The organism is Streptomyces sp. NPDC021224 (genome assembly GCF_044332905.1).
Classification (GTDB): domain Bacteria; phylum Actinomycetota; class Actinomycetes; order Streptomycetales; family Streptomycetaceae; genus Actinacidiphila.
Window position 1 is genome coordinate 882 of the sequence record NZ_JBIRPW010000014.1, and the last position, 18,875, is coordinate 19,756.

The 18,875-nt window shown below is 75.0% G+C and carries 16 protein-coding genes; 11 read left to right on the forward strand and 5 right to left on the reverse strand.

Going from position 1 to position 18,875, the window contains the following annotated elements:
* Positions 1 to 658 precede the first annotated feature (658 nt).
* On the forward strand, positions 659 to 1,591 hold the full coding sequence (locus ACH4PY_RS27910; RefSeq protein ID WP_398189107.1) for a hypothetical protein: 933 nt from the start codon (positions 659 to 661) through the stop codon (positions 1,589 to 1,591).
* A gap of 70 nt (positions 1,592 to 1,661) precedes the next feature.
* Here ACH4PY_RS27910 and ACH4PY_RS27915 read toward each other — a convergent pair whose 3' ends face one another.
* Positions 1,662 to 2,963, reverse strand: coding sequence for a DUF1015 domain-containing protein (locus ACH4PY_RS27915; protein ID WP_398188646.1), 1,302 nt, complete (start codon positions 2,961 to 2,963; stop codon positions 1,662 to 1,664).
* A 110-nt stretch (positions 2,964 to 3,073) separates the two neighbouring features.
* Here ACH4PY_RS27915 and ACH4PY_RS27920 point away from each other — a divergent pair, with 110 nt between their 5' ends.
* On the forward strand, positions 3,074 to 4,078 hold the full coding sequence (locus ACH4PY_RS27920; protein ID WP_398188649.1) for an HAD-IIA family hydrolase: 1,005 nt from the start codon (positions 3,074 to 3,076) through the stop codon (positions 4,076 to 4,078).
* A gap of 553 nt (positions 4,079 to 4,631) precedes the next feature.
* Here the strand turns inward: ACH4PY_RS27920 and ACH4PY_RS27925 are convergent.
* Both ACH4PY_RS27925 and ACH4PY_RS27930 read right to left on the reverse strand, forming a co-directional pair.
* Positions 4,632 to 5,513, reverse strand: coding sequence for a siderophore-interacting protein (locus tag ACH4PY_RS27925; protein WP_398188652.1), 882 nt, complete (start codon positions 5,511 to 5,513; stop codon positions 4,632 to 4,634).
* A 4-nt stretch (positions 5,514 to 5,517) separates the two neighbouring features.
* Entirely contained in the window at positions 5,518 to 6,579 is a 1,062-nt protein-coding gene (locus ACH4PY_RS27930; RefSeq protein WP_398188655.1) for an ABC transporter substrate-binding protein, read from the reverse strand.
* Positions 6,580 to 6,662: 83 nt separating this feature from the next.
* Here ACH4PY_RS27930 and ACH4PY_RS27935 point away from each other — a divergent pair, with 83 nt between their 5' ends.
* From ACH4PY_RS27935 to ACH4PY_RS27945, 3 genes are all read left to right on the forward strand, one after another.
* Positions 6,663 to 7,718: a FecCD family ABC transporter permease gene (locus ACH4PY_RS27935; protein ID WP_398188658.1), complete on the forward strand. Its 1,056-nt coding sequence runs from the start codon at positions 6,663 to 6,665 to the stop codon at positions 7,716 to 7,718.
* Positions 7,715 to 8,800, forward strand: coding sequence for a FecCD family ABC transporter permease (locus ACH4PY_RS27940; protein ID WP_398188661.1), 1,086 nt, complete (start codon positions 7,715 to 7,717; stop codon positions 8,798 to 8,800). The genes ACH4PY_RS27935 and ACH4PY_RS27940 overlap by 4 nt, the downstream gene beginning before the upstream one ends.
* A 256-nt stretch (positions 8,801 to 9,056) precedes the next feature.
* Positions 9,057 to 9,962, forward strand: coding sequence for an ABC transporter ATP-binding protein (locus ACH4PY_RS27945; protein ID WP_398188664.1), 906 nt, complete (start codon positions 9,057 to 9,059; stop codon positions 9,960 to 9,962).
* Here ACH4PY_RS27945 and ACH4PY_RS27950 read toward each other — a convergent pair.
* Positions 9,910 to 10,257: a sterol-binding protein gene (locus ACH4PY_RS27950; protein WP_398188666.1), complete on the reverse strand. Its 348-nt coding sequence runs from the start codon at positions 10,255 to 10,257 to the stop codon at positions 9,910 to 9,912. The two genes, ACH4PY_RS27945 and ACH4PY_RS27950, sit on opposite strands and share 53 nt — an antisense overlap.
* A 161-nt stretch (positions 10,258 to 10,418) precedes the next feature.
* Between ACH4PY_RS27950 and ACH4PY_RS27955 the strand changes: the two genes are divergently transcribed.
* The 6 genes from ACH4PY_RS27955 to ACH4PY_RS27980 all read left to right on the forward strand — a co-directional run bounded on the left by ACH4PY_RS27955 (position 10,419) and on the right by ACH4PY_RS27980 (position 16,904).
* Complete coding sequence (locus ACH4PY_RS27955) at positions 10,419 to 11,513, forward strand: histone (protein WP_398188669.1); 1,095 nt, start codon at positions 10,419 to 10,421, stop codon at positions 11,511 to 11,513.
* Positions 11,506 to 11,985, forward strand: coding sequence for a hypothetical protein (locus ACH4PY_RS27960; protein WP_398188671.1), 480 nt, complete (start codon positions 11,506 to 11,508; stop codon positions 11,983 to 11,985). The genes ACH4PY_RS27955 and ACH4PY_RS27960 overlap by 8 nt, the downstream gene beginning before the upstream one ends.
* A gap of 13 nt (positions 11,986 to 11,998) precedes the next feature.
* Positions 11,999 to 12,808 carry a TlyA family RNA methyltransferase gene (locus ACH4PY_RS27965; protein WP_398189109.1) on the forward strand — a complete coding sequence of 270 codons (810 nt, stop codon included), beginning with the start codon at positions 11,999 to 12,001 and terminating at the stop codon, positions 12,806 to 12,808.
* 5 nt (positions 12,809 to 12,813) lie between these two features.
* On the forward strand, positions 12,814 to 13,719 hold the full coding sequence (locus ACH4PY_RS27970; RefSeq protein WP_398188674.1) for an NAD kinase: 906 nt from the start codon (positions 12,814 to 12,816) through the stop codon (positions 13,717 to 13,719).
* A 54-nt stretch (positions 13,720 to 13,773) separates the two neighbouring features.
* Positions 13,774 to 15,531 (forward strand): DNA repair protein RecN, encoded by a 1,758-nt coding sequence (gene recN, locus ACH4PY_RS27975; protein ID WP_398188677.1) that lies wholly within the window; start codon positions 13,774 to 13,776, stop codon positions 15,529 to 15,531.
* Between the two features lie 230 nt (positions 15,532 to 15,761).
* Positions 15,762 to 16,904 (forward strand): glycosyltransferase family 4 protein, encoded by a 1,143-nt coding sequence (locus ACH4PY_RS27980; protein WP_398188679.1) that lies wholly within the window; start codon positions 15,762 to 15,764, stop codon positions 16,902 to 16,904.
* 76 nt (positions 16,905 to 16,980) lie between these two features.
* Here ACH4PY_RS27980 and ACH4PY_RS27985 read toward each other — a convergent pair whose 3' ends face one another.
* Positions 16,981 to 18,792, reverse strand: a complete 1,812-nt coding sequence (locus ACH4PY_RS27985) for a glycoside hydrolase family 15 protein (RefSeq protein ID WP_398188682.1) — start codon at positions 18,790 to 18,792, stop codon at positions 16,981 to 16,983.
* Positions 18,793 to 18,875 lie beyond the last annotated feature (83 nt).

An 18,875-nucleotide genomic window follows, 5' to 3' on the forward strand; every position in this document is an offset into this window, starting at 1 on the left:
CAGGGACGACCGTCCCCGTGACGACCGGCCCCGCTACGACCGCCCTCGTGACGACCGTCCCCGTGACGACCGTCCGCGGTTCGACGACCGGCGTGACGACCGCCCCCGCGGTCCCCGCCGTGACGGTGACCGTCCCGGTGGTGGCGGCGGTGGCTTCCGTAGGGACGACCGTCCCCGCGACGACAGGCCTCGCTACGACCGTCCCCGGGACGACCGTCCCCGTGACGACCGTCCGCGCTACGACGACCGGCGTGACGACCGCCCCCGCCACGACGGCCCGCGTGAGGACCGGCCCCGCTACGACCGTCCTCGTGACGACCGTCCCCGTGGCCCGCGCCGTGAGGACGACCGCGGCGGCTTCCGCCGTGACGACCGGCGTGAGGACCGTCCGCGCTTCGACCGTGACCGTGACCGTGACCGCGGCCGGGACGACCGTCCCCGCTTCGACGACCGGCGTGACGACCGCCCGCGCGGCCCGCGCCGTGACGGCGGCAGCGGCGACCGCGACCGGGGCTTCGGCGCCCGGCGGCCGACCGTCGAGCGGCGCGGCCGGTTCGAGAACCGTGGCGGCGGCCGGGACGACCGGCGCGAGGACCGCGAGCCGGTACGCCGGCTGCCGATCCCGGACGAGGTCACCGGCAACGAGATCGACCCGAGCGTGCGTCAGGAGCTGATGAGCCTGCCGAAGACGCTCGCCGACGACGTCGCCCGCAACCTGGTCATGGTGGCCCAGTTGCTGGACGAGGAGCCCGAGCGGGCCTACGCGTACTCGCGGGTCGCGCTGCGCCTGGCGTCGCGCGTCGCGGCCGTACGGGAGGCGGCAGGCTTCGCGTCGTACGCCAGTGAGCGGTACGCCGAGGCACTCGCCGAGTTCCGTGCCACACGGCGGATGACCGGGACGGTCGACCTGTGGCCGGTCATGGCCGACTGCGAGCGCGGGCTCGGGCGTCCGGAGCGGGCACTGGAGATGGCCGGTGCGCCCGAGGTGCAGAAGCTCGACAAGGCCGGGCAGGTCGAGATGCGGCTGGTCGCCGCCGGTGCCCGGCAGGACATGGGGCAGGCGGAGGCGGCGGTCGTCACGCTCCAGAGCTCGGAGCTGGCGTCGCACGCGGTGCACCCGTGGACGGCGCGGCTGCGCTACGCGTACGCGGACGCGCTGCTTGCCGTCGGCCGGGAGAACGAGGCCCGCGACTGGTTCGCGAAGGCGGCGGAGGCCGACCACAACGGCACCACGGACGCCTCCGACCGGCTCGCGCAGCTCGACGGTGTCGAGTTCGTGGACGCCTTCGACGGCGCGGACGCCGACGAATCGGCCGAGTCGTCCGACACGGCGGAGGACGGTTTCGCGGACGCCGACGAGGCCGACGACACCGGCACGGCCGATGACGCGGTCAGCGACGAGGACGACGAGGACGACGAGGACGACGAGGACGAGGAGGACGAGGACGAGGACGACGAGGCGCCCGCCGAGTCCCCCGCCCCCGCACCCGAGCCCGTCACGGACGCCACCGACGCCACCGACGAGGACGAGCCGTCGTCCTTCCTGGACTCGCCCTTCCGCGCCCCGGCGCCGGGCAGCGACCGGGACTGACCGGCAGCGACAGCACCTCCGGAGGGAGGGGCGGCGGGCCACGGCCTGCCGCCCCTCCCTCCTTCGCTGCTCACCCCAGGTCCAGGCTCCGCATGACGAGCCCGCTCGCGGGTTTCGGGCCGAAGGACGTGGACTTGCGCGGCATCATCACGCCCTGCCGGGCCAGGTCCAGGACGACGCTCTCCCGTACCGGGTGCATCAGCACGGCGGTGCCCGCGTGGCGGAGGGCCTGCTGCACGGCGGCCTCCGCGGTGTGGAGGTAGCCGATGCGCTCGGGGGAGTCGGGGATCCGCCAGACGTGGTCGAGCAGCGCGGAGTGCAGCACGGTGGCGTCCAGCCGGCGCCAGGCCTCGGGCCGGTCGGCGGGCACCCAGCGGTCCAGCCGCGCGAGGTCCGGCCGGTCGAGCAGGTGGAAGCCCGCCTCGCCCGCCAGCAGGAAGGCGGTGCCGTCCGCCGCGGCCTGCGCGAGGACGCCGAGCGCCGCGTCCAGGTCGTGCCCCGGCAGCGGGCGTACCCGGAAGTAGGGCCGGGCGGCGTCCAGGGCCTGCGCCAACGGCAGTTGGTGCAGGACGCGGTGGATGGCGCGGACCCGCAGCGGATGGCGGGCGGTGTCGACGAGCAGCACGAGGCCGTAGTCCCACGCGGTGCCCGGCGGGTGGTCCGCCTGGAGCCTGCGGTACGTGGCCCAGCGGTGGTGGCCGTCGGCGATGAGGGCCTGGCGCAGGCCGAGGTCGGCACGGATCACCGCGTGCTCGGCCGGATCGGTGAGCGCCCACAGGCGGTGCCGGACGCCGTCCTCGGTCGTCGTGGCGAGCAGCGGCTCACGCGCGCCCGCGGTCGCGTCGACGACGGAGGCGGTCGCGTCGCCGTCGCGGTAGGCGAGCAGCAGGGGTTCCAGATTGGCGCCGGTGGCCCGCATGAGCGCGGCGCGGTCGGCGACCGGGCCCGGCATCACGTCCTCGTGCGGCAGGACCACGCCCGCCTCCGGCGGGGTCAGCCGCAGCGCGCCGATGACACCGCGTTGCATGTGGTCGCCGTCGTGCTGCTCGTAGACGTACAGCGCGGGCAGCGGGTCCGCGGTGAGCACACCCGCCGCCCGCCAGGCGGCCAGCGTCCGGGCGGCCCGGCGGTGCTGCTCCGCGGGCGTCTCCGCGTCCGGCAGGATGAGGCGGACGACGTTGTACGGGTCGGCCGTCTCCAGATGCCGCTGCCCGTCCGGGCGGACGACCACGTCGTACGGCGGCGAAGTGACCGCGGCGAGGCTGCCGACACGTGCGGCGGCGTACCGCAGACCGCGGAAGGGGGCCAGGTCGAGGCCCCGCGCAGGAGGGGGACCGGGGTGGGGTCCGTCGTCGGGTCCGGGGTGGGTCATCAGCGCATGCTACGTCCGCCGCCGGCATGGGGGATGATCGTCGAGGTACACGACACGACACGACGGACGCGCGGCCGCGCACGGCCGGACGACGAGGAGCGAGCCCAGCCATGACTGACCGGACCAGTCCGAGCGGCAGCACCCAGCCGCTCGACACCGCGTACGACACGGCGCTGCTCGACCTCGACGGGGTCGTCTACAAGGGCGGCGACGCCATCGCGCACGCCGTCGAATCCCTCACCGCCGCCCGCAAGGACGGGATGCGGCTCGCCTACGTCACCAACAACGCCGCCCGTACACCCGCGACCGTCGCCGACCACCTCACGGACCTCGGCGTGCCCGCCGCCGCCGAGGACGTCATCACCTCCGCCCAGGCCGTCGCCCGGCTCATCGCCGACGAGGTGCCCGCCGGCTCCAAGGTCCTCGCCGTCGGCGGCGAAGGGCTCTTCGCCGCCCTGCGCGAACGCGGGCTGGAACCCGTCGAGTCCGCCGCGGACGACCCGGTCGCCGCCGTCCAGGGATACGGGCCCGAGCTGCGCTGGTCGCAGCTCGCGGAGATGGCGTACGCGGTCAACGCCGGAGTGCCGTGGTTCGCCTCCAACACCGACCTCACCATCCCCAGCGCCCGCGGGATCGCCCCCGGCAACGGCGCGGCCGTCGAAGTCGTCCGCATCGCCACCGGCGGCACCCCCCGCGTCGCCGGCAAACCACTGCCGCCCATGCACCGGGAGACGGTGATCAGGACGGGGGCGCGGCGGCCGCTCGTGGTCGGCGACCGGCTCGACACGGACATCGAGGGGGCGTACGCGGGGGGTGTCGACTCCCTGCTCGTCCTCACGGGCGTCACCACGGCTTCCGCTCTGCTCGCCGCGGAGCCGAGGCATCGTCCGACGTATGTCGCCCGTGACCTGCGGGGGCTGCTCGTGCCGCACCCCGAGGTCACGTGGTCCTCGGACCAGGCCCACTGCGGCGGCTGGACCGCCGCGGCCTCCTCGTCCGCCCTCTCCCTCACGGGCGAGGGCGACCCCCTCGACGGCCTCCGCGCGCTGTGCGCCGCCGCCTGGACCCACCCCGACCTCGACGCTTCCGCTGCGCTGGGCACGCTTCCCCTCTGAGAGCCCGCTCGCGCCCTGCGGTGCGCCCTCTTCGCCCCGGGGTGCCTGTTGCGGTAGGCGTCGCGATCTTCCCTACGTGGGGGGCTTGTCGCTCCGTTCTCCCCCGGGGCTTCGCCTGGGGGTACCCCCACGCAGCCCCTAAAAACGGGTGCTCTCCCACGCAGCTGTGCCCCGGGCCCGGGAAAACGGGTGTTTTCCCACCCGCCCCTGCCCCGGGCCCCGGGAAAGCGGGTGCTCTCCCACGCGCCCTTGCCCCGGGCCCCGGAAAAACGGGTGCTGGCGCGCGCAGCCGTGCCCAAAAACGAGAACCCACCACCGGCGGGCAGCCGCCAGACCGGCGTGGAGGGGGACGGTGCGGGGTGCCCCCGCAGGAATGCGCTGTCGGTGGCTTACCGACCAGGTAGGAGGGTGAAGGCGCATTCCGAGGAGGTGCCCCGTGGCGGCCCCCGACCCAGCCACGGCGGCGCCGCGACAGGGGCGCGGGGAACTGCGCGAGCAACCCACCACCGGCAGAAGGTCGCGCGGCGAACCGCAACGACCACTCCCGCCGCGCCTACGCCGACTCCTCCAGCAGCGCGTCCTCCGTCGTGCCCGCACGCCAGTAACCCGTGAACGTCACGTCCGCGCGCGGGAAGGCGCGCGGGCCCACGAGGTGGCGGCGGAGTTCGCGGACGAGGGAGGACTCGCCGGCGAGCCAGGCGTACGGGCGTCCGGCGGGGAGCGCCGAGGCCGCGACGGCCTCGGCCACCGACGCGGGCCGGGTCAGCCAGCTGATCTCGGCCTCACACTTCGTCGGCAGCTCGACACGATCAGCAGGATCGCCCACCGAGATCCACGCCTTGACCGGCGTCCCCGCCGGAAGCCACTCCAGGATCCCGGCGACAGCCGGCACCGCGGTCTCGTCCGCGCACAGCAGGATCCAGTCCGTCCCCTCCGGCGGCCGGAAGTCGACCCCGCCGTTGTCGGTGACGACGGGCGCGAGGAGCGTGAGCCGGTCGCCGGGTGCCGCGGCGGCGGCCCACCGGGAGGCGGGTCCGAGGTCTCCGTGGAGGGCGAAGTCGATGTCCAGCTCGTCGGGTTCGCGCCGCACGTCGCGGACGGTGTACGTGCGCATGATGCCGCGTACGCCGGGGTCGAGGGCGCGCCACCGCGCGTACCAGCCGGTGTCGAGGACGTCGGGGAGGACGGGCGCGTCCTGCCCGGCCTGCGGCAGGAAGAGCTTGAGCCGCTGGTCGCGCCCGCCGCTGACGATGTCGCCGAGCCCGGCGTTCGCACCGAGCCCGGCGTTCGCACCGAGCCCGGCGTTCGCGCCGAGTCGGGCGTCCGGGCCCCGCCCGGTCGTGCCGAGCACGATCCGCCGCAGCGACCGCGAGAGCGGATACGTGCGCAGCACCTGCGTGTCGAAGAAGCGGTACGTGGGCTGGGGTTCGGCCATGGCGTCAGCTCACCTTCTTCGAGCCGGTGACCGCCTTGGTCAGGGCTTCCAGCTGGTCGGCGCATTTCGCGTAGGAGAAGATCGGCTCGCTGGGCCAGGGGAAGATCTGCCCGGCCTTGACGGCGGGCATCTGCTGCCAGGTGGGGCGGCCGGTGAGGTCCTTGGGCTGGAGGGTCGCGGAGCGGCTGTCGAGCATGAGGATGTCGGCCTTGTACTTGTCGGCGTTCTCCCAGCTGAGCGTCTCGAAGAAGCCGCCCTCGACCTTGTTCGGGACGATGAAGTTCACCCCGAGGCTCTTGTAGTACGTCAGGTCGGCCGCCGAGGAGGGCGTGGAGACGTAGAAGGAGTCGGCGCTCGCCGAGCACGCCATGACGGTGATGCCACCGGCGGCCTTCGTGGCGGCGCGCAGGTTCGCCGAGGCGGTCTCGAAGCGGGTCTTGGCGGCGGCGTTGGCGGCGGAGCCGAGGTCCGCGCCGAGGGCGGCGGCGAGTTCGGCGTAGCGCTGGAGCGGGGTGGTGAGGGGGACCCCGGTGACGTTGATCCCGACGCTGGGCGCGAGGGCGAGGATCTTGGCGCTGCTCTGCTCGGGCACGTACCAGAGGGTCTTGCCGTCGTAGGTGTGGCTGACGAGCAGGCCGGGGCTGAGGGCGGCGTACTTCTCGATGTTGAACTCGCCCCAGACGTTGCCGATGACGGTGACCTTCGTGACGTCGAGGTCGCCGGCCTGCGGGTCGGGGGAGCCGTCCTTGAGGGTGGTGGGGCCGAAGACGCCGGTGCACTCGACGCCGTAGTCGTGCAGGGCGGCGGCGGAACCGACGTACGCCACCAGGTTCGCCGGGACCTTGCCGAGGGAGACGGCCTTCTTGCGGTCGTCGGTGAAGCGGAAGGGTCCAGACGCCTTGGCGTCATCGCCCGCGCCCGCCGACGACGTACCGGAACCGGAACCGGAGCCCGAGCCGGAATCGGCGCCGGAGTCGGAGTCGGATCCGCCGCAGGCGGCCAGCAGCGCACCGGCGCCCAGCGCGCCACCGGCGGCGAGCACACCCCGGCGGGACATTCCGGACATGCGGGAGGGAGTACGGGACGAGGTCATGGGAAGGTGCCGCTCTGCTCGGGATACGTTAGCGAGGTTAGGCTAACCTAAGCCGCGTGTTGGTTGACCAGGACTCCCCGCCACGCGCCCCCGCCGCCCCCGGCGCCGGCGCCACCGCCCGATCCGGGGCCGCCCGCGGCGCCGGGCTGCTCGCGGCCCTCGTGCTGCTGCTCGCCGTGACGGCGGCGAGCATCGCGATCGGTGCCAAGGACATCCCGCTCGACCAGGTCTGGCACGGGCTCTTCCACTACGCCGGCACCGACGACGACGTGGTCGTCCGCAAACTCCGGCTGCCGCGTACGGTGCTGGGCCTGATGGTCGGTGCGGCCCTCGGCCTGGCCGGGGCCGCGATGCAGGCCCTCACCCGCAACCCGCTCGCCGACCCCGGTCTGCTCGGCGTCAACGCGGGCGCGGCCGCAGCGGTCGTCACCGGCATCAGCTTCTTCGGCATCACCTCGCCGAGCGCGTACGTGTGGTGCGCGCTCGGCGGCGCCGCCGCCGTGTCCGTGCTGGTCTACGCGATCGGCGGCAGCCGCTCCGCGACCCCGGTACGGCTCGCGCTCGCCGGAACGGCGGTGACCGCGTTGCTCCAGGGCTGGAGCAACGCGGTGCAGCTCACCGACAGTGTCGCCCTGGACCGCATGCGCTTCTGGCAGGTCGGCTCGCTGGCCTCCGCCGACATGGCGACCGTCCGGCGCATCGCGCCCTTCCTCGTCGTCGGCGCGGTGCTGGCCTTCGCCTCCGCCCGCCCGCTCAACGCCATCGCGCTCGGCGACGACACCGCGCGGGCCCTCGGCGCCCGGCTCACCGGCACCCGGATCGCCGTGATGGCGGCGATCACCCTGCTGTGCGGGGCGGCCACCGCGGCCTGCGGGCCCATCGTCTTCATCGGCCTGACGGTCCCGCACATGGTGCGCGGCATCACCGGCCCCGACATGCGCTGGACCCTGCCCTACGCGGCCGTCCTGTCGCCAGTGCTGCTGCTGGGCTCCGACGTGCTGGGACGACTGCTCGTCCGCCCCGCCGAGCTCCAGGTGGGCATCGTCACCGCGGTCGTCGGCGGACCCGTCTTCATCGCCCTGGTCCGGCGCCACCGGACGGCGGAGCTGTGAGCCGCGCGCGGACCGGGGGCCGTACCCCCGGCGACGCCCGCGCCTGGCGCGGCAGCGTGCTGCGCACCCCGCGCGGCGGACTGTCGCTGCGCCTCGACCGGCGTGCCGCCCTGGCCGGTACGGGCCTGCTGGGCGTCGCGCTCGCCGCCGCCGTCGTGCTGGTCGGCACCGGCGACTTCGCCATCGCGCCCGCCGACGTCCTGCGCACCCTGGCCGGACACGGCACCGCGGGACAGGACTTCATCGTCCGTCAGCTGCGGCTGCCACGCGTCCTGGTGGCGCTGCTGGTGGGCGCCGCACTCGGGATGGCGGGCGCCGCCTTCCAGAGCGTGTCGCGCAACCCGCTGGGCAGCCCCGACGTCATCGGCTTCGGCCAGGGCTCGGCGGCCGGTGCGCTGCTGGTCATCGTGGTCGCGCACGGCTCCTCGCTGGAGGTCTCCGCGGGCGCGATCGCCGGCGGCCTGCTCACCGGCCTCGCCGTCTACGCGCTCGCCTGGCAGCGCGGGGTGCACGGCTACCGGCTGGTCCTCGTCGGCATCGGCGGCTCCGCGATCCTCGCCGCCGTCAACAGCTACCTGCTGGTCAAGGCCAACTTCGTGGACGTCGCCCGCGCCGTCATCTGGATCAGCGGCTCGCTGGACGGGCGCGACTGGGAGCAGGTGTGGCCGCTGCTGGGCTGCTGCGCCGTCCTGATGCCGCTGCTGCTCGCGCAAGGACCGGCGCTGCGGATCACCGAGATGGGCGACGACGCGGCCCGCGCGCTGGGCGTGCGGGTCGAGCGGGTGCGGCTGACCGCCGTGCTCAGCGCGGTGCTGCTGACCGCCGCCGCGACCGCCGCCGCCGGACCCATCGCCTTCGTCGCGCTCACCGCGCCCCAGCTCGCCCGGCGGCTCACCCGCACCCCCGGCGTCAGCCTGCTGCCGTCCGCGCTCATGGGCGCCACGCTGCTGGTGCTCGCCGACCTCGCGGCGCAGCGCGCGTTCGGCTCCGGGCAGGTGCCGGTCGGCGTCGCCACCGGGGTGCTCGGCGGCGGGTACCTGCTGTGGCTGCTCGTCGAGGAGCGCCGGGCGGGCCGGATATGACCCGCCCCGACCACCACCGGCCGCATCACGCGGCGCAGGCACGGACCGCCGCCGAACACCGGCCGCATCGCGCGGCGCACGCACGGACCGCCGCCGAACACCGGCCGCATCGCGCGGCGCAGGCACGGACCGCCGCCGAACACCGGCCGCATCGCGCGGCGCACGCACGGACCGCCGACCACCACCGGCCGCATCGCGCGGCGGGCACACCGACCGCCGCCGAACACCGCCGTACCACCGCCACGGGAGCAGCAGTATGACCAGTCGCCATGCCGACACATCGACGGACGGCGGCGTGACGCCGCGGCTGCGGGCCGACGCCGTGACGCTCCGGTACGACCGGCGGGTCATCACCGAGGGGCTCAGTGTCGACATACCCGACCACTCGTTCACCGTGGTGGTCGGTCCCAACGCGTGCGGCAAGTCGACATTGCTGCGCGCGCTGGCCCGGTTGCTCAAGCCCGCCGAGGGCAGGGTGCTGCTGGACGGCCGGGCGATCGGCGGCCTGCCCGCCAAGTCCGTGGCGCGCACCCTCGGGTTGCTGCCGCAGACCTCGGTGGCGCCCGACGGCATCACCGTCGCCTCGCTCGTGGCCCGCGGCCGCTACCCGCACCAGGGCCTGCTGCGGCAGTGGTCGGCCGAGGACGAGCGGATCGTCGTGGAGTCCATGGCCGCCACCGGCGTCGGCGCGCTCGCCGAACGCCGGGTGGACGAGCTGTCCGGCGGCCAGCGGCAGCGGGTGTGGATCGCGATGGCCCTGGCGCAGGAGACACCGCTGCTGCTGCTCGACGAGCCCACCACGTACCTCGACATCCAGCACCAGATCGACGTCCTCGACCTGTGTGCGCGGCTGCACGAGGAGGGCGGGCGCACCCTCGTCGCCGTGCTGCACGACCTCAACCAGGCCGCCCGCTACGCCACCCACCTGATCGCGATGCGCGACGGGCGGATCGAGGCGCAGGGGCCGCCCGCCGAGATCATCACCGCCGAGCTGGTCGAGCGCGTCTTCGGGGTGCCCTGTCGGATCATCGAGGACCCGGAGAGCGGCACCCCGCTGGTGATCCCCGCGGCCCGCCGCCGTACGGGCACGGCCGCGGCCTCCGCCGCCGTCACAGCAGGGAGCGCAGCCGCAGCACGTCCCGCAGCGAAGCCTGCACCCTGATCCGGCCGCTGCCCCACGCCTTGGCGAAGCTCAGCTCGCCGCCGACCATCGCGACCAGGTCGTCCCCGGTCGTCGTCAGCCGGATCTGCGCCTTGTCCGCCGGGACGCCCGGCACGGCGGTCACACCGGTGATCGTGCCGCCCGCGAGCCGTCCGGTGAAGGTCGTGTCCAGGTCGGTGATCCGGCAGCTCAGCGAGCGGTCCAGGGCGGCGGCCGAGCGGACGTCGCCCTCGGCCCGCGCCATGTTCCGCGCCAGCTGGTCGAGTGCGGCCCGGCACTCCTCGAGGGTGGCCATCGGCGCGGTGTCTCCCGGTCGGGGTTACGTCGCCACGACCGTACCGCAGGGCACCGTCGGCGGGCCGACGCGGCCCGAGGCGGTAGCGTCTTGACCACGGGTGCCCGCACGAGGGCCCCGGCCGGACGATGTGTCAACGGGCGAGGCGAGGAGTGAGAGCGATGCGGGACGCGCTGCGTACCTGTCTGCAGATCGCGGGCGGCCTGACCGAGGCCACCCGCCGCCGTGCGGTCGACGCGGCCAGGGACATGCTGGACCAGACCGGCATCGACGTGGACGCCGTGCAGCGGCGGATCAACTCCGCCATCCCGGCGGAGGTACAGACCCTCGCCGACGAGCTGATGGCCGCCGGGCGCGCCAACCGCGACCTGCTGCTCGCCATCGTCCGAGAGGAGGTCGACAAGACGATGAGCCGGGTCGGCCGGCTCGCCGACGAGGTCACGAAGGTCGGCGTCGTGCTGGAGACGCTGGAGCGCCGGATCCGCAACCTGGAGTCGGACACCGCGCAGGAGGAGCCCGGCCGCGCGCCCGCCGCCCGGCCCGAGCCCGCCCCCGCGCCCACGGTGGAGCACGTGCCTGTTGCGACCGAGCCGCCCGCGCCGGGCAGGAAGACGGAACCGGCGGCGAAGAAGGCCGCCGCCCCCGCGAAGAAGGCCGCGCCCGCGGCCCGCAAGACCGCCGCCGCCAAGCGGGCCACCACGGCCAAGTCGGCCGCCGCCCACCAGACGACGGCCGCCACGAAGACCGCGGCGAAGAAGACCGCGGCGCGGGCCTCCGCCGCTGCGGGCCACAAGGTCGCCGCCACCCCGAAGACGACGGCGAACCCGCGCCGTACGACCGCGGCCGGCGCGCAGGAGACCGCCGCCCCGGCCTCCGGTGGCGCCGCGCCCGCGAAGAAGGCCCCGGCGAAGAAGCAGACCGCGAAGAAGTCCGCCGCCCCGGCCTCCGGCGGCCCGGCGCCCGCGAAGAAGGCCGCGGCCAAGAAGACGGCGGCGACCAAGAAGACCGCGGCGAAGAAGGCTCCCCCGGCGAAGAAGACGGCGACCCCGGCCTCCGCGAAGACGCCTCCCGCCGCGGACTTCACCGGCGCCACGCCCGCCAACCAGCCCGCGGCCGACCGGCCCGCGGCCAAGAAGACGGCGGCGAAGAAGACGGCGGCGAAGAAGGCGGCGGCCGGGAAGCCCGCCGCCGACACGCCCGCCCCCGCGGCGAAGAAGACCGCCCCCGCGCCCTCCGCCGGATCCGGTGATGAGTGAGCCCGCCGCCGAGCCGGGCCCGTCCGCGGGGCGGCCCGGTCACGGCGAGCCGGTCGCGGATCTGCCGGTCGGTGTGCCGGGGCAGGGCGTCGAGCCGGGCGCGTACGCCGGGCGCGCCGGTTACGGCGAGCCGGTCGCGGATCTGCCGGTCGGTGTGCCGGGGCAGGGCGTCGAGCCGGGCGCGTACGCCGGGCGGGGCGGTCACGGCGAGCCGCCCGCCGACCTGCCCGGGGCCGTACCCGGGCAGCGGGCCGCCGACGAGGACGGGGCGGCGGCCCACGAGGACGCCCCCGCGCGGCCCGAGCCGCTGGGCGTGGCCGTCCCGCCGACCGGCAACGCCGACGTGGACGCGGCCCTCGCGCGGCTCGCCGACGCCGACGAACTCCCCACGCACTCCCACATCGAGGTGTACGAGGATGTGCACCACGGGCTGCGCGACGCGCTCGCAGCGCTGGACGAGAACAGGAGCTGAACCGTACGTGGCAGTGGCACGACGCCGCCTGGACGCCGAGCTGGTGCGGCGCAAACTCGCGCGCTCGCGTGAGCACGCCAGCCAGCTGATCGCCGCGGGCCGGGTGACGGTGGGCGGCGCCACCGCGACCAAGCCCGCCACGCAGGTGGAGACCTCGGCCGCGCTGGTGGTCGCCGAGAACGCGGACGACCCGGAGTACGTCTCGCGCGGCGGCCACAAGCTGGCCGGGGCGCTCACCGCCTTCCAGCCTCGCGGGCTGGCCGTCACGGGCCGCCGGGCGCTGGACGCGGGCGCGTCCACCGGCGGCTTCACCGACGTCCTGCTGCGGGCCGGTGCCCGGCAGGTCGTCGCCGTCGACGTCGGCTACGGGCAGCTCGCGTGGTCGTTGCAGAGCGATCCGCGGGTGGTTGTGAAGGATCGCACGAACGTGCGGGAGCTGACGCTCGACCACATCGACGGCGAAGGCGTCGACCTGGTCGTCGGCGACCTGTCGTTCATCCCGCTCGGCCTGGTGCTGCCCGCCCTGGTGCGCTGCGCCGCGCCCGGCGCCGACCTGGTGCTGATGGTCAAGCCGCAGTTCGAGGTGGGCCGCGAGCGGCTGGGCAGCGGGGGAGTGGTGCGCAGCCCGCACCTTCGGGCCGAGACGGTGCGTACGGTCGCCGGGCAGGCGGCCGGACTCGGGCTGGGGGTGCTCGGCGTCACAGCAAGTCCTTTGCCAGGGCCCTCGGGCAACGTGGAGTATTTCCTGTGGCTGCGCGCCGGTGCGCCCGCGCTGGACCCGGCCGATGTCGACCGTGCCGTGGCGGAGGGGCCGAACCCGTGACCATCATGAGCGAGACACAGAACCGAACCGTCTTCCTGCTGACCCACACCGGCAGAGCGGCCGCGATCCGCAGCGCCGAACGGGTCGTGCAGGCCCTGCTGCGCTGCGGCATCGGCGTGCGGCTGCTCGCCGACGAGGCCGTGGACCTGCCGCTGCCCGAGGCGGTGGAGCTGGTCGCGGAGGCGGGGCCGGAGGCCGTCGAGGGCTGCGAGCTGATCGTCGTCCTGGGCGGCGACGGGACGCTGCTGCGCGGCGCCGAGTTCTCCCGCGCCTCGGGGGTGCCGCTGCTCGGCGTCAACCTCGGACGGGTGGGCTTCCTCGCCGAGGCCGAGCGGGACGACCTGGACAAGGTCGTGGACCGCGTCGTCACCCGCGACTACGAGGTCGAGGAGCGTATGACCCTCGACGTGCTCGTGCGCAACGACGGATCGGTCGTCCACACCGACTGGGCGCTCAACGAGGCGTCGGTGGAGAAGGCCTCCCGTGAGCGGCTGCTGGAGGTCGTCACCGAGGTCGACGGCCGCCCCGTCTCCCGCTTCGGCGGCGACGGCGTGGTCTGCGCGACCCCGACCGGCTCCACCGCCTACGCCTTCTCTGCCGGCGGCCCCGTGGTGTGGCCCGAGGTCGAGGCGCTGCTCATGGTGCCGATCAGCGCGCACGCGCTCTTCGCCAAGCCGCTCGTCACCTCCCCGCGGTCGGTGCTGGCCGTCGAGGTGCAGCCGGAGACGCCCAACGGCGTGCTGTGGTGCGACGGGCGGCGCACCGTCGAACTGCCCGCCGGGGCCCGCGTCGAGGTCCGCCGCGGCGCCGTGCCGGTGCGGCTCGCGCGGCTGCACCACGCGTCGTTCACCGACCGGCTGGTGGCCAAGTTCGCGCTGCCCGTCGCGGGCTGGCGCGGCGCCCCGTCGTAACCGGCAGGGAGCCCACTGCCCGGCGGGCGTCGCGCCGGGCACGGAAAACCTCGTATGGTCGTATCCGTGTTGGAGGAAATGCGGATCCGGTCGCTGGGTGTCATCGAGGACGCCGTGGTGGAACTCTCACCCGGCTTCACCGCGGTGACCGGCGAGACCGGTGCGGGCAAGACCATGGTCGTCACGAGCCTCGGCCTGCTGCTCGGCGGGCGCGCCGACCCCGCCCTCGTGCGGATCGGCGCGGGCTCGGCGGTCGTCGAGGGCCGTGTGACGATGGCGCCGGGCGACCGCGCCGCCGTACGCGCCGCCGAGGCCGGTGCGGAACTCGACGACGGCGCGCTGCTCATCAGCCGGACGGTGTCCGCGGAAGGGCGCTCGCGCGCCCACCTCGGCGGGCGCAGCGTCCCCGTGGGGCTGCTCGGCGACCTCGCCGACGACCTCGTGGCCGTCCACGGCCAGACCGACCAGCAGGGCCTGCTGCGGCCCGCGCGGCAGCGCGAGGCCCTCGACCGCTACGCCGGGGCCGCGCTCGGCGCGGCCCTGGAGAAGTACGGGGCCGCCTACCGGCGGCTGCGGGAGGTCGCCGCGGAGCTGACCGAACTCACCACCCGGGCCAGGGAACGCGCCCAGGAGGCCGACCTGCTGCGGTTCGGCGTCGAGGAGATCTCCGCCGCCGAACCCCAGCCCGGCGAGGACGCCGAACTCGCCGCCGAGGCCGAGCGGCTCGGGCACGCCGAGGCGCTCGCCTCCGCCGCGACGCTCGCGCACGCCGCGCTCGCCGGCAACCCCGAGGACCCCGAGAGCGTCGAGGCCGGCAGCCTCGTCGCGGGCGCCCAGCGCGCGCTCGACGCCGTCGCCGCGCACGACCCGGCCCTCGCCGGGCTCGCCGGACGGCTCGGCGAACTGGGCATCCTGCTCGCCGACGTCGCCGGTGAACTGGCCGGATACGCCGACAACCTGGACGCCGACCCGCTGCGGCTCGCCGCCGTCGAGGAGCGCCGGGCCGTCCTCGCCCACCTCGTCCGCAAGTACGGCACCGACATCGACGACGTCCTCGCGTGGGCCGGGCAGAGCGCCGCCCGGCTCGCCGAACTCGACGGCGACGACGACCGCATCGCCGAGCTGACCGCCGAGCGCGACGCCCTGCGGGCCGAACTCGGCGGACTCGGCCAGCACCTCACCGACCTGCGCACCGAGGCCGCCGAGCGGTTCGCCACCGACGTCACCGCCGAACTGGCCTCGCTGGCCATGCCGCACGCCCGCGTCAGCTTCGCCATCCGGCAGAACGACATGCCCGCCGGTGAGGAGGAGTCCGGCATCGAGATCGACGGCCGCTCCGTCGGCTACGGGCCCAGCGGCGCGGACGAGGTCGAGCTGCTGCTCGCCCCGCACCCCGGCAGCCCCGCGCGGCCCATCGCCAAGGGCGCGTCCGGCGGTGAGCTGTCCCGCGTCATGCTTGCCGTCGAGGTCGTCTTCGCCGGGTCCGACCCCGTCCCGACGTACCTCTTCGACGAGGTCGACGCGGGGGTCGGCGGGGCCGCCGCGGTCGAGGTCGGCCGCCGCCTCGCGCGCCTCGCGCGGACGGCCCAGGTCGTGGTCGTCACCCACCTTCCGCAGGTGGCCGCGTTCGCCGACCGCCAACTGCTGGTCGAGAAGACGAACGACGGCTCCGTCACACGGTCGGGCGTCACCGCGCTCGACGGCGAGGCCCGCGTCCGTGAGCTGTCCCGCATGCTCGCGGGCCAGTCCGATTCCGAACTGGCCCGAGCCCACGCCGAAGAACTCCTGGCCGCCGCCCGCGCCTCCCTCTGACCTTCCCCGGCGGGGGCTGTTGCCCTGCCGGGCGGGCGCTTGCCGCTGCCTCGCGGGGCAACCCCAGGGGCGCGTGCCAGGCGCAGCCCCCGCGGGGGCAACCGGCGTCACCCGTACGGGTGGTTCGGGGGGTGGGGGTCCGTGGGGAAAGGGCCCCGCGCAAGGGCCCGCTCTTGCGGGGGCTGGCATGCTGGAGGGCGTCGTCCTCATCTCAAGGAGCGGTAGGCCGCGTGACTCGCACCTCGGAGCCCTTCGCCGGGCAGCTGCACGCCGTGCACGTGCTGGGCACGGCGGCGGGGGCAGGCGCCGGCGCGCATGTCAGCTCGCTCGTGGGCGGGCTGGTCGCGCGCGGGGTGGAGGTCACGGTGTGCGGGCCGGCGGGCGCGGAGGCGGACTACGGGTTCGGCGCGACCGGCGCCCGTTTTGTGCCCGTCGACATGGGCGTGCGCCGGGCGCGCGCCGACGCGCCCGTGGTCGGGGCACTGCGCGCCGCCTTCCACGGCGCGGGCGTGGTGCACGCGCACGGCCTGTGGGCGGGCTTCCTCGCCGCGCTCGCGCTCGGCGGGCGGCGCGTCCCGCTGGTGGTGACGTGGCACGGCGGCGCCCCCGCGAAGGGCGGTCGCGGGGTGGTGCTGCGCTGGCTGGAGCGCCGGGCGCTGCGGACGGCGACAGTCGTGCTCGGCGTGTCCTCGGAGCTGGTGGACCGCGCCCGCGCGCTCGGCGCGAAGGACGCGCGCTTCGCGCCCGCCGCGGTGCCGCGTCCGCCGGGCAGGCCGCCGCGGCCCCCGGAGGAGGGGGAGCGGCTGCGGCAGAAGACCCGCGCCGACCACGGCGCCGTGGACCGCCCGCTGCTGCTCTCCGTCGGCATGCTGGAGCCGCAGCAGGGTCACGACCTGCTGCTGGACGCGGCCGGGCTGTGGGCGGGGCAGGATCCGGCGCCGCTCGTGGCGATCGCCGGTGAGGGTGGCCGGCGCACGGAGCTGGAGCGGCGGATCGAGGCCGAGCGGCTGCCGGTCGTGCTGCTCGGTGCCCGCGACGACGTCCCCGACCTGCTGGCCGCCGCCGATCTCGTGGTGCTGCCCAGCCGCTGGGAGGCCCGCCCGCTGATGGCGCAGGAGGCGCTGCACGCCGGGGTGCCGCTGGTGGCCACGGACGTCGGCGGGGTGCGCGAGCTGGTCGGCGACGCGGCCGTCCTGGTGCCGTACGGGGATCCGCTGGGCCTGGCCCGCGCGGTCGCCGACCTGATGGCGGACCCGGCGCGCCGTACCGCCCTGTCGGTGGCGGGCCGCGCCCAGGCGGCGACCTGGCCCTCCGAGGACGACACGGTGGCCCAGGTGCTCAGCGTCTACGACGAGCTGACCCAGCGGGTGTGAACCCGCCGGGCCCTCCGACGGTGCCCGGCCCCTCCCGTAACCGGTTCCGCACCGCGCGTAGAGGCGGTGCGGGCGTTCAGGCGCGGAAGGCGCCGACCGCGGTGAGCCGCAGCGCGGTGTCGATGAGCGGCACGTGGCTGAAGGCCTGCGGGAAGTTGCCGACCTGGCGCTGGCGGCGCGGGTCCCACTCCTCGGCGAGCAGCCCGAGGTCGTTGCGCAGCGAGAGCAGCTTCTCGAACAGCCGCCGCGCCTCCTCGACCCGGCCGATCATCGCGAGGTCGTCCGCGAGCCAGAAGGAGCACGCGAGGAAGGCGCCCTCGTCGCCGGGCAGGCCGTCGAGGTTGTCGTCGCCGCTGGTGTCGGTGCTGGAGGTGGGGTAGCGCAGCACGAAGCCGTCCTCGGTGGACAGCTCGCGCTGGATCGCCTCGATCGTGCCGATGACCCGCTTGTCGTCCGGCGGCAGGAAGCCCATCTGCGGGATGAGCAGCAGCGACGCGTCCAGCTCCTTGGAGCCGTAGGACTGCGTGAAGGTGTTGCGCTCCTTGTCGTACCCCTTCTCGCACACGTCGTAGTGGATCTCGTCGCGCAGGTCCTTGAGCCGCTCCAGCGGCCCGTCGACCTCGCCGGACTCGATGAGCTTGACCGTGCGGTCGACGGCGACCCACGCCATGACCTTGGAGTGCACGAAGTGCCGGCGCGGGCCGCGCACCTCCCAGATGCCCTCGTCGGGCTCGTTCCAGTGCTTCTCCAGGTAGCGGATGAGCTTGAGCTGGAGCACGCTGGCGTAGTCGTTGCGGGCCAGGCCCGTCATGTGGCCCAGGTGCAGCGCCTCGGTGACCTCGCCGTAGACGTCCAGCTGGAGCTGGTGGGCGGCGCCGTTGCCGATCCGGACGGGGGTGGAGCCCTCGTAGCCGGGCAGCCAGTGCAGCTCGTTCTCGCCCAGCTCGCGCTCGCCCGCGATGCCGTACATGATCTGCAGGTTCTCCGGGTCGCCGGCGACCGCCCGCAGCAGCCACTCGCGCCAGGCCTGCGCCTCCTCGCGGTAGCCGGTGCGCAGCAGCGAGGACAGGGTGATCGCGGCGTCCCGCAGCCAGGTGAAGCGGTAGTCCCAGTTGCGGACCCCGCCGATGTCCTCCGGCAACGATGTCGTCGGGGCGGCCACGATCCCGCCGGTGGGGCCGTAGGTGAGCGCCTTGAGCGTGATGAGCGACCGGACCACCGCCTCGCGGTAGGGCCCGGTGTACGTACACTGCGCGACCCACTCGCGCCAGAAGTCCTCGGTCGCGGTGAGCGAGCCCTCCGGGTCCGGCAGCGCCGGCTGCGGCTTGTGGGAGGGCTCCCAGCTCACGGCGAAGGCGATGCGGTCGCCGGGCCCGACGGAGAACTCCGAGTACGTCGTCAGGTCCTTGCCGTACGTGTCGACCTCGGCGTCGTACCAGACGGAGTCGGGCCCGGCCACCGCCACCGTGCGGTCGCCGACCTTGTGCACCCACGGCACCACCTGGCCGTAGGCGAAGCGCATGCGCAGCGCCGAGGACATCGGGACGCGGCCGCTGACGCCCTCCACGATCCGGATCACCTGCGGCGCGCCGTCCCGCGGCGGCATGAAGTCGATCACCCGGACCGTGCCGCGCGGGGTGTCCCACTCGGACTCCAGTACGAGCGAGTCGCCGCGGTAGCGGCGGCGTGTCGCGGCCGGTGGCGGGCCGCCGTGGTGGGCGGGGCCGAGCCGCCAGAAGCCGTGCTCGTCGGTGCCCAGCAACCCGGCGAAGACGGCCGGTGAGTCGAAGCGCGGCAGGCACAGCCAGTCGACCGTGCCGTCATGGCAGACCAGTGCGGCGGTCTGCATGTCTCCGATGAGTGCGTAATCCTCGATACGCCCGGCCACGTGCTTCTCCAGTCGAAACGACACCGCCGCCCCACGGACTGGGGGCGGTCTTGCGGTCTGGGGATATTCGACGAGCTCGTGAT

Bases quoted from the DNA above. Each gene is read 5' to 3' on its own strand.
- ACH4PY_RS27930 (WP_398188655.1), bottom strand. From the start codon at position 6,579: ATGTCCGGAATGTCCCGCCGGGGTGTGCTCGCCGCCGGTGGCGCGCTG.
- recN (WP_398188677.1), top strand. From the start codon at position 13,774: ATGGTCGTATCCGTGTTGGAGGAAATGCGGATCCGGTCGCTGGGTGTC.
- ACH4PY_RS27970 (WP_398188674.1), top strand. From the start codon at position 12,814: ATGAGCGAGACACAGAACCGAACCGTCTTCCTGCTGACCCACACCGGC.
- ACH4PY_RS27955 (WP_398188669.1), top strand. From the start codon at position 10,419: ATGCGGGACGCGCTGCGTACCTGTCTGCAGATCGCGGGCGGCCTGACC.
- ACH4PY_RS27925 (WP_398188652.1), bottom strand. From the start codon at position 5,513: ATGGCCGAACCCCAGCCCACGTACCGCTTCTTCGACACGCAGGTGCTG.
- ACH4PY_RS27950 (WP_398188666.1), bottom strand. From the start codon at position 10,257: ATGGCCACCCTCGAGGAGTGCCGGGCCGCACTCGACCAGCTGGCGCGG.
- ACH4PY_RS27920 (WP_398188649.1), top strand. From the start codon at position 3,074: ATGACTGACCGGACCAGTCCGAGCGGCAGCACCCAGCCGCTCGACACC.
- ACH4PY_RS27960 (WP_398188671.1), top strand. From the start codon at position 11,506: ATGAGTGAGCCCGCCGCCGAGCCGGGCCCGTCCGCGGGGCGGCCCGGT.
- ACH4PY_RS27915 (WP_398188646.1), bottom strand. From the start codon at position 2,963: ATGACCCACCCCGGACCCGACGACGGACCCCACCCCGGTCCCCCTCCT.
- ACH4PY_RS27945 (WP_398188664.1), top strand. From the start codon at position 9,057: ATGACCAGTCGCCATGCCGACACATCGACGGACGGCGGCGTGACGCCG.